Source organism: Micromonospora polyrhachis, assembly GCF_014203835.1.
GTDB classification, from domain to species: domain Bacteria; phylum Actinomycetota; class Actinomycetes; order Mycobacteriales; family Micromonosporaceae; genus Micromonospora_H; species Micromonospora_H polyrhachis.
This window is the reverse complement of the sequence record NZ_JACHJW010000001.1, coordinates 6,365,994-6,382,267: the sequence shown is the minus strand read 5'-3', so window position 1 is coordinate 6,382,267 and position 16,274 is coordinate 6,365,994. Positions and strand designations below refer to the sequence as shown.

At 69.2% G+C, this 16,274-nt stretch carries 11 protein-coding genes and 2 pseudogenes; 3 read left to right on the top strand and 10 right to left on the bottom strand.

Features of this window, described 5'->3' with window-relative positions; all coding sequences use genetic code 11:
* Positions 1–169: 169 nt before the first annotated feature.
* From FHR38_RS28170 to FHR38_RS28145, 6 genes and pseudogenes are all read right to left on the bottom strand, one after another.
* Positions 170–547 (bottom strand): annotated as a pseudogene (locus tag FHR38_RS28170) (cupin domain-containing protein); the annotation flags it as partial.
* On the bottom strand, positions 540–1,337 hold the full coding sequence (locus FHR38_RS28165; protein ID WP_184537874.1) for an SRPBCC family protein: 798 nt from the start codon (positions 1,335–1,337) through the stop codon (positions 540–542). The gene FHR38_RS28165 and the pseudogene FHR38_RS28170, both read right to left, overlap by 8 nt.
* An 11-nt stretch (positions 1,338–1,348) precedes the next feature.
* Positions 1,349–2,743, bottom strand: a complete 1,395-nt coding sequence (gene accC / locus FHR38_RS28160) for an acetyl-CoA carboxylase biotin carboxylase subunit (RefSeq protein WP_184537872.1) — start codon at positions 2,741–2,743, stop codon at positions 1,349–1,351.
* Between the two features lie 17 nt (positions 2,744–2,760).
* Entirely contained in the window at positions 2,761–3,219 is a 459-nt protein-coding gene (gene accB / locus FHR38_RS28155; protein WP_184537870.1) for an acetyl-CoA carboxylase biotin carboxyl carrier protein, read from the bottom strand.
* Between the two features lie 125 nt (positions 3,220–3,344).
* Positions 3,345–5,141: pseudogene (locus tag FHR38_RS28150) on the bottom strand (acetyl-CoA carboxylase carboxyltransferase subunit alpha); the annotation flags it as partial.
* On the bottom strand, positions 5,138–5,482 hold the full coding sequence (locus tag FHR38_RS28145; RefSeq protein ID WP_184537865.1) for a TcmI family type II polyketide cyclase: 345 nt from the start codon (positions 5,480–5,482) through the stop codon (positions 5,138–5,140). The gene FHR38_RS28145 and the pseudogene FHR38_RS28150, both read right to left, overlap by 4 nt.
* Positions 5,483–6,000: 518 nt before the next feature.
* Between FHR38_RS28145 and FHR38_RS28140 the strand changes: the two genes are divergently transcribed.
* Entirely contained in the window at positions 6,001–6,792 is a 792-nt protein-coding gene (locus FHR38_RS28140; protein ID WP_184537863.1) for an AfsR/SARP family transcriptional regulator, read from the top strand.
* 99 nt (positions 6,793–6,891) lie between these two features.
* Here FHR38_RS28140 and FHR38_RS28135 read toward each other — a convergent pair whose 3' ends face one another.
* Positions 6,892–8,967: a multicopper oxidase family protein gene (locus FHR38_RS28135; RefSeq protein WP_221449220.1), complete on the bottom strand. Its 2,076-nt coding sequence runs from the start codon at positions 8,965–8,967 to the stop codon at positions 6,892–6,894.
* 316 nt (positions 8,968–9,283) lie between these two features.
* Between FHR38_RS28135 and recD2 the strand changes: the two genes are divergently transcribed.
* Positions 9,284–11,500 (top strand): SF1B family DNA helicase RecD2, encoded by a 2,217-nt coding sequence (gene recD2, locus FHR38_RS28130; protein WP_246447867.1) that lies wholly within the window; start codon positions 9,284–9,286, stop codon positions 11,498–11,500.
* A gap of 66 nt (positions 11,501–11,566) precedes the next feature.
* Here the strand turns inward: recD2 and FHR38_RS28125 are convergent, their stop codons facing one another.
* Positions 11,567–12,154: a hypothetical protein gene (locus tag FHR38_RS28125; protein ID WP_184537859.1), complete on the bottom strand. Its 588-nt coding sequence runs from the start codon at positions 12,152–12,154 to the stop codon at positions 11,567–11,569.
* A 162-nt stretch (positions 12,155–12,316) separates the two neighbouring features.
* Between FHR38_RS28125 and FHR38_RS28120 the strand changes: the two genes are divergently transcribed.
* Positions 12,317–14,629: an FdhF/YdeP family oxidoreductase gene (locus tag FHR38_RS28120; RefSeq protein WP_184537857.1), complete on the top strand. Its 2,313-nt coding sequence runs from the start codon at positions 12,317–12,319 to the stop codon at positions 14,627–14,629.
* A 10-nt stretch (positions 14,630–14,639) separates the two neighbouring features.
* Here FHR38_RS28120 and FHR38_RS32615 read toward each other — a convergent pair whose 3' ends face one another.
* Positions 14,640–15,389 carry a LamG domain-containing protein gene (locus tag FHR38_RS32615; protein WP_184537855.1) on the bottom strand — a complete coding sequence of 250 codons (750 nt, stop codon included), beginning with the start codon at positions 15,387–15,389 and terminating at the stop codon, positions 14,640–14,642.
* A 67-nt stretch (positions 15,390–15,456) separates the two neighbouring features.
* Complete coding sequence (locus FHR38_RS28110) at positions 15,457–16,200, bottom strand: fibronectin type III domain-containing protein (RefSeq protein WP_184537853.1); 744 nt, start codon at positions 16,198–16,200, stop codon at positions 15,457–15,459.
* Between the last annotated feature and the right edge of the window lie 74 nt (positions 16,201–16,274).

Sequence of the window (16,274 nt, the reverse complement as noted above, 5' to 3'; positions counted from 1 at the left end):
GGCTCGTGCCCGGTGCGACCACCGACCCGTTCGGCGGACCAGTGGAGCTGTCATCGCTTCGCGACTGCGAGGCTCGCAAAACCGGCTCACTCCTCGCGCTCGCAGATCCCTCATCGCTTCGCGACTGCGAGGCTCGCAAAACCGGCTCACTCCTCGCGCTCGCAGGCCCCTCGGTGTCGACGTGGCCCAACTCGGGCCGGGGAGCGAGCGGACCGAGCTGGAAGACCACCTCGGCCGGCTCGGGACCGGTGTTACGGAGCCGGTGCCGGGTGTTGACGGCGACGAACAGCGCCTCCCCCTGGGCCAGCGGCACCGGCTCACCATCCAGGTCGACGGTGATGGCCCCGCGTACCACGTAGAGGAACTCCTCGCTGTACGGGTGGTAGTGCTCGGCGATGCGTTCGCCCGGGGCGAGGGTTGCCACGCCCAGGAATCCGGAGGTGCTGCCAACGGTGCGTGGGCCGAGCAGGACCCGCAGCTCACCCCCTCGTCGCCGGTCCGGTGCGATCTCCCTGGCCGCCACTCGAATCCGGTTCCGCTCAGTCATGGTGGGCTCCCGCAGGGGTGTCGACGACACTGTCCCGGGCGATCTTCTCGATCTTGTCCCGGATGATGTCCAGCTGGATACGGCTGTTGGTGTTGATGCGCTCGGTCATCTGCGCGTTGTCGACCGGGGCGGTGGGACGCATCGCGAAGTCCTGGATCCAGATCATCCGGGTGCCGCCACCCGGAAGTTCCTCGTAGCGCCAGTGGATACGCATGTATTCGAACGGCCCGGTCTCCACCCGGTGCGCGTGCACCTCGTGGGTGGTCGGGTCCATGGTGCGCTGACTGACCCAGCTCCACGAGATGCCGTTCTCGTCCGGGAACATGGTCAGCCGGAACAGCACCGTGTAACCGCGTTGCTCCAGCAGATCCACCGACTGGTACTCGGTGAACAGCGAGGTCCAGCGGGTGACGTCATTGGTCAACTCCCACACCAGGGTCCGCGGCGCGGCGATCTCGACGCTGTTCTCCGTATGTCCTGGCGGGTCGCCCTGGACTCCCCCGACCAGGCCCGCCGGCTCCGGGTCGGTCGCGGTCCGGCCGGTTCCCCGGTCGACCACGTCGGCAAGCGCGGCGATGCTCAGTTCCCGGGAGTCCTCCGGAATCTGCACCCGGTAGCGGTCCGCGACCACGGCCTGGAGTTCGAGCAGGGCCAGGGAGTCCATGCCCAACTCCTCCAGCGACGCGGCCGGCGAGGCCGCCGCCGCCTCGGCGTTCAGACCACAGTTTCGGACGAGGATCGTCGTGATCTCGTCGGCCGTCGTGAGCCGGTCCTCCTGGTTGATGGTCATCCGGTCCTCCTCTAGCGTGCGGGTGGGTCGTTCGCCGGAACGTCGGCTGAGGTTCCGGGTTCACGCAGCAGCCGATCGACCAGTCCGGTCGAGTACTGCCCCTTGCGGAACCGCGCGTCGTCGAGGACCCGCCGGATAAAGGGGATGCTGGTGCACACCCCCGGTCCGGCGATGTCGAACTCGCCGAGGGCGCGCTCCATCCGGTCGAGTGCCAGTTCTCGCTCCGGCGCCCACACGACGACCTTGGCCAGCAGCGAGTCGTAGTGTGGACCGATCACGTAGCCCGGATAGCCGTGGGTGTCGACCCGGGTGAACGGACCACCGGGCGGATGGAACCGCTCCAGCCGGCCGGGCGTCGGTACGAAGTCCCGCGTCGGGTCCTCGGCATTGACCCGGCACTCCACGGCGACCCCGCGCAGCCGTACCTCGTCCTGGCGAATGCGCAGCGGTACGCCGCTGGCGATGTGCAACTGCTCGTGCACCAGGTCGACTCCGCTGATCATCTCGGTCACCGGGTGTTCCACCTGGATGCGGCAGTTCATCTCCATGAAGTGGAAGTTCTCGGCCTCGTCCACCAGGAACTCGAAGGTCCCGGCACCGCTGTAGCCGACCTCCACCGCGCCGCGTACCGCCGCGTCGGCCATCGCGTCCAGGGTGGCTGCCGACAGCCCCGGCGCGGGGCCCTCCTCCACCAGCTTCTGGTGGCGACGTTGCACCGAACAGTCCCGGGTCCCCAGGTGTACGCCGTTGCCGTGCCCGTCGCAGAGGACCTGCACCTCCACGTGCCGGGCCTGGGCGAGGTAGCGCTCGACGTACACCCGGTCGTCGCCGAAGACCGCCCGACCGACCGCGCGGGTCCGGGCGTACGCCCCTGCGAAGTCCGACCTGGACCGGACCACGGCCATGCCCCGGCCGCCACCCCCGGCTGCCGCCTTGATGATCACCGGGTAGCCGATCTCGTCGGCGACCGCCCGGGCCTCGCCGACCGTCGCCAGGGTCTCGATGCTTCCCGGCAGCAGCGGCAGACCGGCGGCACGCATGATCCGCCGGGCGGCGGCCTTGTCCCCGAGTGCCGTCATCACCTCGGGGCGGGGGCCGATGAAGACCAGGCCGTTGTCGGCACAGATCTCGGCGAAGTCGGCGTCCTCGGAGAGGAAACCGTACCCGGGGTGGACGGCCTGTGCCCCGGTCAACCGCGCCGCCTCGATGATGGCCGCGGCATTCTGGTAGCTCCGCCGGCTCGCCGGCGGACCGATCCGCACCGCCTCGTCGGCGAAGCGGACCACGGCCGAGTCGCTGTCCGCGGTGGAGTGCACCGCCACGGTACGGATGCCCAGCTCGCGGCAGGCCCGGGCGACTCGGAGCGCGATCTCGCCCCGGTTGGCGATCAGTACCTTCTCAAACATCGAGGCCGTCCTCGGACTCAGGCGGGAACCAGGGCGACCAGCGCCTGTTCGAACTCGACCGGTTCGCCGTCGCGGACCAGCACCTCGGCGACCTTGCCGGCCTGCTCCGCGGTGATGTGGTTCATCAGCTTCATCGCCTCGACGATTCCGATCACCTGACCGGCCTCGACCACGTCGCCGACCTCGACGAAGGGTGCCGCACCGGGCTCCGGGGCGCGATAGAAGGTGCCGACGATCGGAGAGACGACCATGGCCCGCCCCTCGGTGTGGGCTTGGGCCTCCGGTACGGCCAGCGGAGCCGACCCGGCCGCCGCCGGGACTGGCATGGCCCCGGCCGCATGCCACTCGATCTCCACCACCGCGTCACCACTGCGCATGCTGAGTCGACGCAACGGTCCAGCCACCTCGGCCACGAGTTGGCGGGCCTGCTGGCGTAACTGGACCAGGAGCTCCCCACCGGCTGGCTCGCTGCTCATCGGGACCCCACCCCGGTCGGCACCGGCGGCCCCGCCGACTGCGGAGCGAACGGCGGCGGCACCGGCGACGGGGCGGGCACCGGCACAGTGGATGGATTGGGCACCGCCACAGTGGGTGGATTGGGCCGGACGGGACGGGCCGAGGCACCGTATCGCCGGAAGCGCTGCCGACGCTGCTGGACCAGCGTCACGGCGGGCACTGCCAACAGCGGCGCCAGGGCCTCTTCGAGCGCCTGGCGCAGCAGCTCGGCGGCGCCGAGCGGGTCGCAATGCGCCCCGCCGGACGGCTCCGGGACCACCGCGTCGGTGATGCCGAGCCGCAGCAACTCGGGGGCGGTGACCCGCAACGCGCGGGCCGCCCGGGGCGTGGCGGTCGGATCGTTCCACAGGATGGCGGCGCAACCCTCCGGGCTGATCACCGAGTAGACGGCGTTCTGCAACATCAGCACCCGGTCGGCGACGGCCAACGCAAGAGCACCGCCGCTGCCGCCCTCTCCGGTGACCACCGCGACGACCGGGGTCGCCAAACCGGTCATGCTCAGGATGCTGTCGGCGATCGCGGCGGCCTGGCCGTGCTCCTCCGCCTCGATCCCGGGGTACGCCCCCGGCGTGTCGATCAGTGTCACCACGGGCAGCCCGAGCCGGACGGCCAGTCGCATGACCCGTTGCGCCTTGCGGTAACCGGCCGGGGTGGGCATCCCGAAGTTGCGGGCCAGCAATTCCCTGGTGTGGTGTCCCTTCTGGTGGCCGACCACGGCCAGGTGCAGGTCTCCGAGCCGGGCCAGGCCGGCGACGATCGCCGGGCAGTCGGCCCCGAGCCGGTCACCGTGCAGTTCGATGAAGCTGTCGAAGGTGGTGGCCAGATAGTCGAGGGTGGTCGGACGACCGGTGTTCCGGGCCGCCTGGACGCCCTGCCACGCGTCTCGCTCGGAGATCCGCCCGGGGTCGGTGACCAGGATGGACTCCGCCCTCAGCCGGTCGCCACCATCGGTGACGCTGCGCCGGTCGACGCCTCCGGTGACGTTATGCCGTTCGACGCCTCCGGTGACGTTATGCCGCTCGACGCCTCCAGTGACGTTATGCCGCTCGACGCTTCCGGTACGACGGGCGACGTACCCGGCGGCGTACCCGGCGGCGAGCAGCGGCACGAGTCGACTCCGTAGGGCGCGCCGCTCGACCACCATGTCCACCTGCCCGTGCCGCAGCAGGAACTCGGCGGTCTGGAATCCCTCGGGCAGCGGCTGGCGGAGGGTCTGACGAATCACCCGGGGGCCGGCGAAGCCCATCCGGGCCCCTGTCTCGGCCACCACCACATCGGTGTTGGTGGCGAACGAAGCGGCCACCCCACCGAAGGTCGGGTCGGTGATGACGCTGACGGTGAGCACGCCCGCCTCGCGCAGCCCGGCGATGGCCTGACTGACGGCCGCCATCTGCATCAGGGCCAGGGCTCCCTCCTGCATCCGGGCACCACCGGAGGCGGTGACCAGCAGCAGGGGCCGACGGAGCGCCAGTGCCCGTTCAGCGGCGCAGATGATCAGCTCGCCAACGGCCGAGCCCAGGCTGCCGCCGAGGAACCGGAAGTCCATCACCGCGAGAACCACGGGGTATCCGTCGATGTCGGCCTCTCCGCAGAGCACCGCCTCGGTCAGCCCGGTGTCGACTCGGGCTGCGGCCAGTCGCTGCGGATACGGCACCGAGTCGACGAAGCCGACCGGGTCGACCTGCGCCGCCTCGTTCGGCAACGGTTGGAAGGTGTCGGGGTCGACCAGTTGTCGGATCCGTTCTCCCGCGTCCAACCGTCGATGGTCCCCACACTCGGGACACACGTCGAGGTTGCGCCGGAGCCGTTTGCGGTAGAGCAGCGTCGCGCAGCCGGCGCAACGCAGCCAGGGTTGGGAATGCTCGACCGGGGTGGCGGTCATCGTCCGCTCCCGGTGGTCACGACCGGCGCGTCCCAGTGGTAGAAGCACTGGGCCACCGCGTCCTGGGGCGAGCGCCAGGTCGCCAGGTACGGCGAAATGTAGGGCAACAGTCGCTCGCTGATCCGGACGAACTCGGGGTGGGCCCGCGCCGCCGCCAGGGCGGGGCCGCTCGGCTGTGCGGTCTCCACGAGGTGGACGTACAGGTCGTCGAGCCGGTACAGGGACCGATGTCGTACGCCGACGATGCCGGGCAGCTCCGTCTCATCCGATTCAGCGAAGATCTGCGCCACCTGCTGTTCCATGCCGGGAGCGACCTTGGCGACGATCAGTGAGCGATGCATCCGTGACCTCCCAACGGCCGGTACGCAGACCGGCTCCGGTCGACGCGCGGCACCTGGGCAGTCCCCAGGCCGGTTCCACCATCGACCCACTCGGACGGGCAGTGGCCACGATGCGCGGGGCACCGTCATCGGTCTGTCACGGACCAGCCACCGGCGTCGGCACGGTGGTGACGCGGCGGTGACGCGGCGGTGCCGAGCCCGGCCCACAGCGGGTGAAGACCTCACCAAAATGGATACGCAGAGTAAGAAGGTTTTCCGTTCAGTGCGCCGCCTCCGCGCCCCTGGAGCACGCTCGACATCACGTCAACTCGACCCTGACCAGCACGTCCATCGGATCCTCGATCCACTGTCAGGCAGTCAAGCGGCGTTCCCCGACAGAGACATAGATTGACTTAGCGTAACTAAACTTGCTACTCTTCGTCAGCTCTCGCGATAGCGGGCGTCCCCGTGAGGACAGCCTCCCGGGCGTACTGCCGGGACAGAGTTCGGGACAAGGTTCCGGTGCAGGGGGTTCAGCCGTGACCTCTGAGGGCAGCAGCACGCCGGCTCCCGCCCCACGCCGACCGACCGGCGGCGTCACCTCCCGATCCCGGCCCACCCAACTCTTCCTCCTCGACGGCTTTCGGCTGCTGACCGGGGGGAAACCGACGTCCGTACCGCGGGGCCTACAACGGGCCATCGCGCTGATCGGGCTGCGGCCGGACGCGACCCGGACCCATCTGGCCGGGCTGCTCTGGCCGGACGCCTCCGAGGACCGGGCGTTGTCCTGCCTACGTACCGCCCTGTGGCGGCTGCGGCGGCACGCGTACTGCCCGATGCTGGTCACCGGCGACACGGTCCGCCTCGACCCGAACGTCGAGGTGGACGTTGACGACCTGGTGCGTACCGCCGCCTGGGTGCGCGACGGTGGGGACCCTCGCCGGGCGGGCGCGGTGCTCAGCGCCGGCCGGCACGACCTGCTGCCCGGCTGGTACGACGACTGGGTGCTACTGGAACGGGAGCGCCTGCGCCAGTTGCGACTACACACCCTGGAGGAGGTGGCTCGGGCCTACCTACGGGCGGGTCAGCACGGCGAGGCGTTACAGGCCGCGATCGAGGCGATGCGGACCGAACCGTTGCGGGAGACACCGCATCGGTTGATCGTCGAGGTGCACCTGGCCGAGGGCAACGCGTACGAGGCGCTGCACGCCTTCTACGTCTACCGCGACCTGATCCTGCGCGACCTGCAGCTCGAACCGTCGACCGCGATGTGCGCCCTGCTCGACCACATTCTCGCCCCGCTCGGCCGACGGCCGCCACGCCCGCGCTGACCACACGGTCCCGTCTGGTCACGCTTACCGCATGCTCTCGCCTGGTCAGGCTGACCACGCGCCCTCGCCTGGTCACGCTTACCGTACGCCCTCGCCTGGTCATACCGATGGCTCGTCGGCTCGCTGACGTCGGGTCAGGACGATCCCACCCAGGGCCGAGGCCGCCAGCAGTCCCGCGCCCACCACACCGAGCGGTGGTCGGGTGTCGACGATCGCACCACCGTCGCCGGTGCCGGGGGCGCCCAGCGGCTGAACCGGGTTGCCGACGATGAACGGCAGCATCATCTCGTTGTCCTCGTGTTCCAGCAGGTGACAGTGCCAGACGAACCGGCCGACCTGGTCGAACCGCACCTTCACCCGGGTACGGTCGCCGGGGAAGGTCATCACCACGTCCTTGTAACCGGTCTCCCAGCTCTCCGGGGGCTGCCGACCGTCCGGTCCCCGACCGATGACCTGGAACTGGATGTGGTGGATGTGGATCGGATGGGCGTACGGCGTGAAGTTGCGGAACTCCCAGATCTCGGTCACGCCCACGGTGGGCGTCTCGGTGACCTGCTCGCCCCAGCGGCGCAACACCCGCCGACCATCGGAGTCCACCTGACCGAGCAGGTGTCCCACCGGTCCGGCTCCCCGCACCTCGGAACGGACCACGTTGATCGACAGTCGCCGGGTCGTCTTGGCCGGACCGAGTGGTGTGAAGGTCGGCAGTTGGAGACGGTCCGGTGGGACGGTGGTGTCGGCCTCGATCCGTGCGCCGACCACGAACTTCATCACCTGGCCGGTGGTGTTCTGGTCTGCCGGCTCAAAGTCCCGCCCCGGCTCACCGCCCCGATAATGCCCGTCCGGCCCCTCGTTGACCAGGTACAACTCGGTACCCTCCGGCACGCCGGTGAAGTCGACGACGACATCCACCCGCTCGCCGTTGCCGACCGGGAGCGCCTCGTGCTCGACCGGTTCGGGCAGGAAACCACCGTCACCACCCATCTGCCACAAGGGCAGCGCGGTGGTGACCCGGCGGGCGGTCGGGTTCGCCGTGATCCGCAACTGGAGGAACCGGGCGTTGCAGGCGTTGAGGATGCGTAGCCGGTATCGCCGGGGCTCCACGTCGAGCTTCGGCCAGGTGCGGCCGTTGACCAGCATGGTGTTACCCAGGAACGTCTCGGTCCAGATCGGAGGTATGTCACTGTCCGGGATGTAGGGCCCGGCAAACCCGGGGATATCGGGGTGGTCGGGGTAGTACAGGGCACCGCTGCGATGGAAGGTGCGATCCTGAATGATCATCGGGATCTCGTGGCGTCTACTGACCGGGTCCGACGCGGGTGCCGGCAGGACTCCGGCGGGCAGGTCGGACGGGCCACCCCGGATCAGGTAGAGCCCGACCGGTCCGGCGTAGACGTTCAGCCGGGTCAGACCGAGGGCGTGGTCGTGGTACCACAGCGCCGTCGCGTGCTGTTCGTTCTCGTACTGGAAGGTCGCCGACCCCGGCCGCCACCTCACCTTGTGCCGATCTGCGAACCGGGTGTGGAACTCGTCGTAGTACGACCCGACGGTGGCATACCCACGGGGAATGTTCCTCGCCACCGGCAGGTACCACGCCTCCGGGTATCCGTCTCCATCCTCCAGGACCCGCGCCCCGTGTACGTGGGAGACCACCGGCACGGGACCGGTGTATCCCTCGGGAGTGGAGGTGAACCGTACGTGCCGGTCCCGCCCGACGACGCCACCACCCGGGTTGGCCCAGTGCAGGGTGGGATCGACCGGCAGCAGGTGCGGCAGAAACCGCCCGTTCGCGTCAACCAGCTCGTTCACCCAGGTGACCCGGACCGGACGGTCCACTCGGGCTTCGATGGTGCAGGCCGGGAAGCCGAAACTGCGCGGGTGTGCCGACGATCCGTACCCCCAGACGGCGGTGGTCGGATAGCCGGGCGGCAACACCTGCTGCCGGAACTGTCGGACACCGATGCGGTACTCGTCGACCGGATTGCGCGAGGACGTTTCGAGCCGGGGCATCACCCCGGGGACCACCAGGTTGGTGACGTACTTGGGAATGGTGGTGGGGTCCAGCGTGGGGGCCGTCCGCCGACCCGCCGCCGAAGCCCGGCGGCTACCGGGCGGCAGCAGCAGGGCGGCACCACCGGCAGCGCCTGCCATGAGCAATTGCCTGCGCGCGATCATCTCGTCCCACCTTCTGCCGCCGACGCGACGCGACTGGTGTGCGAGCAGCCCTGGCCGCTCCTTATAACCCGAGTTGGGATGATTTTCGCGTTGACCCTAACCGAGTAAAACTCGCAGGTGGTCGGGTTATGCAGCTAATTGCCCCGATAGCCTGAATCCGGACCTTGACGGGACGAACAGCAGCAACCCGGGTAACGGCGGACCCCAGGGGGCCCGCAACGGCTGCCCTGAAGGCGGCCAACAGGGCGGCGATCCCCTGCCGGACCGGATGATCCGACTACTGCATGATGTGGGGGTGACCGCTACCGGATCTTCGCTGGCGCCTGCGGCTCGGCCACCCGGTGTCGTCCTGGAGGCGGTGCTGGAACGGATCACCTACGCCAACGAGGAGACCGGTTACACCATCGCCCGGGTGGCCACCGAGCGCACCGGCCCGGACCTGCTCACCGTCGTCGGCTCGCTGCTCGGCGTCCAGCCCGGCGAGAGCGTACGACTGGTCGGCCGCTGGGGTTCGCACCCGAAGTACGGCCGGCAGTTCGAGGTGTACTCGTACACGACGGTGCTGCCGGCGACCATCCAGGGCATCGAGCGCTACCTCGGCTCGGGACTGATCAAGGGCATCGGGCCGAAGATGGCCGCCCGGATCGTGGAGCACTTCGGCGCGGAGACCCTGCGGGTGATCGAGGAAGAGGCCGATCGTCTGGTCGAGGTCCCCGGACTCGGTCCGAAACGCACGAAGCTGATCGCCGTGGCCTGGGAGGAACAAAAGGCGATCAAGGAGGTGATGGTCTTCCTCCAGGGGGTCGGGGTCTCCACCTCCCTGGCCGTGCGGATCTACAAGAAGTACGGCGACGGCTCCATCTCGATCGTCCGTAACCAGCCGTACCGGCTCGCCTCCGACGTGTGGGGCATCGGTTTCAAGACCGCCGACACCATCGCCCAGGCCGTCGGCATCCCGCACGACAGTCCACAACGGGTGCAGGCCGGCATCCAGTACACCCTCTCCGAGGCGGCCGACAACGGACACTGCTACCTGCCCGAACCGAACCTCGTCGCCGACGCCGCCGAGATCCTCAAGGTATCGAAGGAACTGGTCCAGACCTGTCTGGCCGATCTCGTCGCCGAGGAGGGGGTGATCCGCGAGGAGGTGCCCAACGCCAGTGTCGAGGGAGGCGTCATCCCGGCGGTCTACCTCGTCCCGTTCCACCGGGCCGAGAGCGCACTCGCCGGCAGCCTGCTCCGGCTGCTGCGCTCCAGCCACGACCGGATGCCCGCCTTCGTCGACGTGGACTGGGCCAAGGCGCTGGCCTGGTTGCGTACCCGGACCGGCGCGGACCTCGCCGACGAGCAGGAACAGGCTGTACGGCTGGCGCTCACCGCGAAGGTCGCGGTGCTCACCGGCGGACCGGGCTGCGGCAAGTCCTTCACCGTCAAGTCGATCATCACGTTGGCGGCGGCGAAGCAGGCGAAGATCGTGCTGGCTGCCCCCACCGGCCGGGCTGCCAAGCGGATGACCGAACTGACCGGTCATCCGGCGGCCACCGTGCACCGCCTCCTGAAGCTACGGCCCGGCGGCGACCCCAGCCACGACCGGGACAACCCGATCGACGCCGACCTGATCGTGGTCGACGAGGCGTCCATGCTCGACCTGATCCTGGCCAACAAGCTGATCAAGGCAATCGCCCCCGGCGCACACCTACTGCTGGTAGGCGACGTGGACCAGTTGCCGTCGGTCGGCGCGGGCGAGGTACTACGCGACGTACTCGCCGCCGAGACCATCCCCCGGGTCCGGCTGACGAAGATCTTCCGCCAGGCCCAGGAGTCCGGCGTGGTGGTCAACGCCCACCGGATCAACGCCGGTCAGGCGCCCGCGATCGACGGCTATCCCGACTTCTTCCTCTTCCCCGTCGACGATCCAGAAGCCACCAGCGAACTGGTCGTGGACATCGTCGCCCGCCGGGTGCCCCGCAAGTTCAAGCTGCATCCCCGCGACATCCAGGTGCTCACGCCGATGCACCGGGGACCGGCCGGTGCCGGCAACCTCAACCTCACCCTGCAACAGGCACTCGCCCCGCATCGGGAAGGCATGCCGGAACGCCGGCACGGTGCCCGGGTCTTCCGGGTCGGCGACAAGGTCATCCAGATCCGCAACAACTACGACAAGGGCGTCGCCGGAGTCTTCAACGGCACCGTCGGCGTGGTCACCGCACTCTCCACCGACGACCGGCAGCTCGCCGTCCGCACCGACGAGGACGAGGACATCACGTACGAATTCGACGAGTTGGACGAGCTACAGCACGCGTACGCCATCACGGTGCACCGGTCCCAGGGCAGCGAATATCCCGCCGTGGTCGTTCCGCTGACGATGAGTTCCTACACGTTGCTGCAACGCAACCTGCTCTACACCGCCGTCACCCGGGCGAAGAAACTCGTCGTCCTGGTCGGTTCCCGCAAGGCGATCGCCATCGCCGTCCGTACCGCCGGCACCGGTCGCCGGCACACCGCCCTCACCCATCGGTTGACCAAAACCTGACCCTGAACAGCCCCGTGGTCGCTCATCCAGATGATCGGGGAAGCCACTCGCATCAGGCACCGACCTTCATGCGCTCAGCCAACACCGCGATCGGGTCCGGCGGGTCACCCCGCAGACCGCGCAGCACATCCCCCATCGCCTCACGGGATACCGGCCGGTCCCGCCCCCCGGGGACAACCGGTCCCCCTCCACCAGCCGCTCCCCCGCCTCGGCCAGTTCCCCCACCTGCACGTGCGCCAACGCAAGGCGAGCAGGTGGGCCAGCGCAAGGTGAGCAGGTGGGCCAGCGCAAGGTGAGCAGGTGGTTCGCCCGCCGCTCGGCAGGCAGCGTCAGCAGTTCGTCGGTCGGGATCTCCACACTGGCCTTCAGCGCCCGGTCCGGCTCACCCAACACCACCAGTGTGGCGGCCTCATGGAGCCGTACGTTGGTCGGCCCAAAGGCAGTCCAGTAGTGGTTGGCATCGCCACCGACCCTGCCGGCGACATCTGCGGCCGCACCGGCGAGCAGGTCGTCCCCGGCCCGATATGCCGTATCGGCGAGTTGTGCGCGCTCGAGTACGCCGGCAGTGCCCGCATCAGCACGGCTGGGTCGAAACCCGGCAGCGATGCTCGGGTTTGTGAACAACTGTTGTTGCTGGAGCGACACTGGATGCACCCAAACCGACGGTAGAGCACGACAAAAGCGCTCTTGGGCCATCAGCTCAGTGATCCACTGGTCGTTCTGCGCCGGGATCATCGTCGTGTGTTCCTGGGTAGCGGCGATACCGGACGGTCTGACCCATGGCGTCGCGGCTGGCCGTTGCGTGAGACTGTCCACATGACGCGCAAGCCACCGGTCGAGGATCCGCAGGACGACGACCCGACGGTCGGTCCCCCGCTGGACCACGCGGCCGGGCTGCCCGCCGTACTCTCCGCTGTCCGGCACGGTGTCGCGCAGATGGGGGCCGGTCGGACCGCGCTCACCCTGCTACGGGTCAACCAGGCAGACGGCTTCGACTGCCCCGGCTGCGCCTGGCCGGAGCCGGACGCCGCACACCGGCACGTCGCCGAGTTCTGCGAGAACGGGGCGAAGGCGGTGGCCGACGAGGCGACCGTACGTCGGATCGACCGGGAGTTCTTCGCCCGACATCCGATCTCCGACCTGGCCGATCGCAGCGACTACTGGCTCGGGCAGCAGGGCCGACTCACCGAACCGATGGTCAAACGACCAGGCTCCGACCACTACCACCCGATCGACTGGGACGAGGCGTACGACCTGGTGGCCCGCACGCTGACCGCTCTCACCTCCCCGGACCAGGCCATCTTCTACACCTCCGGCCGGACCAGCAACGAGGCCGCCTTCCTCTACCAGCTCTTCGTACGCGCCTTCGGGACGAACAACCTGCCGGACTGCAGCAACATGTGCCACGAGTCCAGCGGGGCGGCGCTGACGGAGACGATCGGCATCGGCAAGGGCAGCGTCTCCCTGGACGACATCCACGCCGCCGACCTGATCCTGGTGGTCGGGCAGAACCCCGGCACCAACCACCCGCGGATGCTGATGGCGTTGGACCGGGCCAAGCGTGCCGGCGCGCGCATCGTCGCGGTGAACCCGCTGCCCGAGGCCGGACTAGGCCGGTTCGACAACCCGCAGACGGCAGCGGGGCTGCTCGGTCGGGGCAGCCGCCTGGCTGACGAGTTCTGCCAGATCCGGGTCAACGGTGACCTGGCGTTCTTCCAGGCGCTCGGCCGGCTGCTGCTGGACGCCGAACGGGTCGCCCCGGGCACCGTGCTGGACCACGAGTTCATCGCCGAGCACTGCCACGGCTTCGAGGCGTACGCGGCGCACCTGGCCGAGCTCTCCTGGGCCGATGTCGCCGAGGCGACCGGACTGACCCGGGAGGAGATCGACCGGGTACACCAGCTCGTGCTGGGCTCCCGGCGGATCGTGGTCTGCTGGGCGATGGGGCTCACCCAGCACCGCAACTCCGTGGCGACGATCCGCGAGATCGTCAACTTCCTGTTGCTACGCGGCAACATCGGCCGCCCCGGTGCCGGCGTCTGCCCGGTACGCGGACACAGCAACGTCCAGGGTGACCGGACGATGGGCATCAACGAGAAGCCACCGGCCGTCTTCCTCGACGCGCTCGAACGCGAATTCCGGTTCGCCCCACCTCGCGAGCCGGGTTACGACGTGGTCGAGGCGATCCGGGCGATGCGCGACGGTCGGGCTTCGGTCTTCTTCGCCGTGGGCGGCAACTTCGTCCGGGCCACCCCGGACACCGACGTGACCCGGGCCGCGCTGGCCCGCTGCGCGTTGACCGTGCAGGTTTCCACGAAACTCAACGGGTCACACGCGGCCGTCGGCGAGACCGCGCTGATCCTGCCGACGCTGGGGCGTACCGAGCGGGACGTCCAGGTCGGTGGCGCGCAGTTCGTCACGGTGGAGGACTCGATGAGTATGGTGCATGCTTCCCGGGGCCGGCTCACCCCGGCGCACCCGGCGCTCCGCTCCGAGGTGGCGATCGTCTGTGAACTGGCCGAACGGGTCCTCGGCGGCAGGGTGGCGATCCCGTGGCGGGCGTTCGTCGGTGACTACGACCTGATCCGGGACCGGATTGCCCAGGTCGTCCCTGGCTTCGCCGACTTCAACACCCGGGTACGCCAGCCGGGCGGCTTCCAGCTGCCGCACGGCCCCCGGGACAGCCGCACCTTCGGCACCGCCGCCGGTCGGGCCATGTTCACCGCCAACCGGCTCGACGTGCTCCGGGTGCCGCCCGGCCGGCTGATCCTGCAGACCCTGCGCTCGCACGACCAGTACAACACCACCGTGTACGGCCTGGACGACCGGTACCGGGGCATCTCCGGCGGCCGCCGGGTGGTCTTCGTCAATCCGGCGGACCTGGCCGAGCGGCAGCTCGCGGACGGCGCGTACACCGACATCGTCAGCGAGTGGCCCGACGGTGCCGGCGGCGTCCAGGAACGCCGCGCGCAGCGGTTCCGGATCGTGGCCTACCCGACGGCGCGGGGCTGCGCCGCGGCGTACTTCCCTGAGGCGAACGTGCTCGTGCCGTTGGATTCAACCGCCGAAACCAGCAACACCCCGACCTCGAAGTCCATCGTGGTACGACTTGAGCCGGCCGAACGGTGAGGGGTGCCGGTCACGCGGCCGGCGGGGCGGTGAAGAGCCCGACGACTTCGTCGGGGCGCAGCGCCCGGGTCCAGAGCCGGACGTCGTCGACATTGCCCCGCAGGTAGTTGCTCGGCTGGCCGTTCCACTTCGCCCGGCCGATGGTGAGCGGACCGGTCGCCCGCCACGGCTTGCCGATGGTCCGGGTGGTGCCCGGTACACCGTTGACGTAGACCTGGATCCGTTTCGTCTTCGCGTCGTAGGTGCCCACCAGATGGGTCCACTCCGTGGTCACCGGCTCGTCCGAGGTGGCCGTGACGTTGTCGGCCGGGTCGATGACATCCGCCTCCATCCAGTTGAACGCCCACTTGCCGTGATACCAGCTGTACTGCAGATAGAAGCCGCTCGCGTTGGTGCCGTCCTGGCCAACGGCCGCCATGGCCAGCTTGCCGGGAGGGACAGCGAGCTTCACCCAGGCGGACACCGAGTAACTGGCGGTCGTGTCCACCATTGGCCCGGCCGTCGCGCAGTACTCGTTACTGCCGTTGAGGTCGACCACCTCACCGCGAACCCCATCGGTATGCCAGTCCATGCCGTTGGGACAGTCCGCGGTGGCGATTCCCCCCTCGTCCACCGCGACCTGCACCGCGTCGGGTAGTTCGGGCAGGGACGGGTCAGTCTGCCCGCGTTCTGGCGGCGGCCACAACACCGCCACCGCGGCGACAAGTACGGCCACACCTGCGCCGAGTCCGGCAAATACCGTCACCGTTCGCGACTGCACGACTCTCCCAGGGCTCGATACTGACGTTGTCGGCGGAGCAGATGGAGCAGATCGATCATCGGTTTTGCTATCCGAGCGGGCTGCGCCACGTAGCCCCGCGGATGCAGCGAGCCTCCGACCAGGTAACCGCCGCAGGGGTGTCCCAGAAGACCACCGTGCCGACCCGGAAGCAGTAACCGGCGTTCGGGTCGAGCCCGTCGACGCGGAACTCACCATTCCCGATGGGCACCGCGTCGACCCGGGACCGCATTCCCGTACCGGCGGCGAGGACCTGCACCAGATGCTGTCCATTGCTCTGGTTGGCGGCGGTCCACCGCACTACCGCCGCCTTCTGCTCGTCCTGGACCTCCACCTCGGTGGGCCGGGCATCCATCACCTGCGCCACCATCTCGGGGCTCATCGACCCACGGGTCGGCCGAGGAACTTCGGCGACTGGATCGTCATCGCGCAGCAGTGCGAAGGCGGTCACCGTCAGCGCCACGAGGGTCACCAGCGCGGCGGCGATCACGAACTGCCGCTGGCCGGACCGCTTCTCGACCGACGGACCGGCGACAACCGCCGGAGCGGGGTCGGCGGGCCGCCGGCCGGCACGATCGGCAGCGGCCGGGTCAGCGGCGCCGGTGCCGGTCAAGTCGGTATCGATGCCGCCGTCGTCCCGCCGGACTTCTCGCGTGTCTTGCCGGACCTCCTGCCTCGGAGCGGACGTGGTCCGGTCGACCGGGGAGAGCAGCGCGCCGCACGTGGGATTCACGCAGTATGAGCTGTCGCCCTGATCGTCGTGTCCACATGCGACACACGCGACGTTGGTCATGGCGGAGATTCTGACACGAGAACCGGCTTTCCTCAGCCCACCCCGAGCACATATCCGCCAAACGGCTCGTTAGC

What these genes read in the sequence shown, in the direction of transcription:
- FHR38_RS28165 (WP_184537874.1), bottom strand. Translation starts at nt 1,337, where the DNA reads ATGACCATCAACCAGGAGGACCGGCTCACGACGGCCGACGAGATCACG.
- accC (WP_184537872.1), bottom strand. Translation starts at nt 2,743, where the DNA reads ATGTTTGAGAAGGTACTGATCGCCAACCGGGGCGAGATCGCGCTCCGA.
- accB (WP_184537870.1), bottom strand. Translation starts at nt 3,219, where the DNA reads ATGAGCAGCGAGCCAGCCGGTGGGGAGCTCCTGGTCCAGTTACGCCAG.
- FHR38_RS28145 (WP_184537865.1), bottom strand. Translation starts at nt 5,482, where the DNA reads ATGCATCGCTCACTGATCGTCGCCAAGGTCGCTCCCGGCATGGAACAG.
- FHR38_RS28135 (WP_221449220.1), bottom strand. Translation starts at nt 8,967, where the DNA reads ATGATCGCGCGCAGGCAATTGCTCATGGCAGGCGCTGCCGGTGGTGCC.
- FHR38_RS28120 (WP_184537857.1), top strand. Translation starts at nt 12,317, where the DNA reads ATGACGCGCAAGCCACCGGTCGAGGATCCGCAGGACGACGACCCGACG.
- FHR38_RS28110 (WP_184537853.1), bottom strand. Translation starts at nt 16,200, where the DNA reads ATGACCAACGTCGCGTGTGTCGCATGTGGACACGACGATCAGGGCGAC.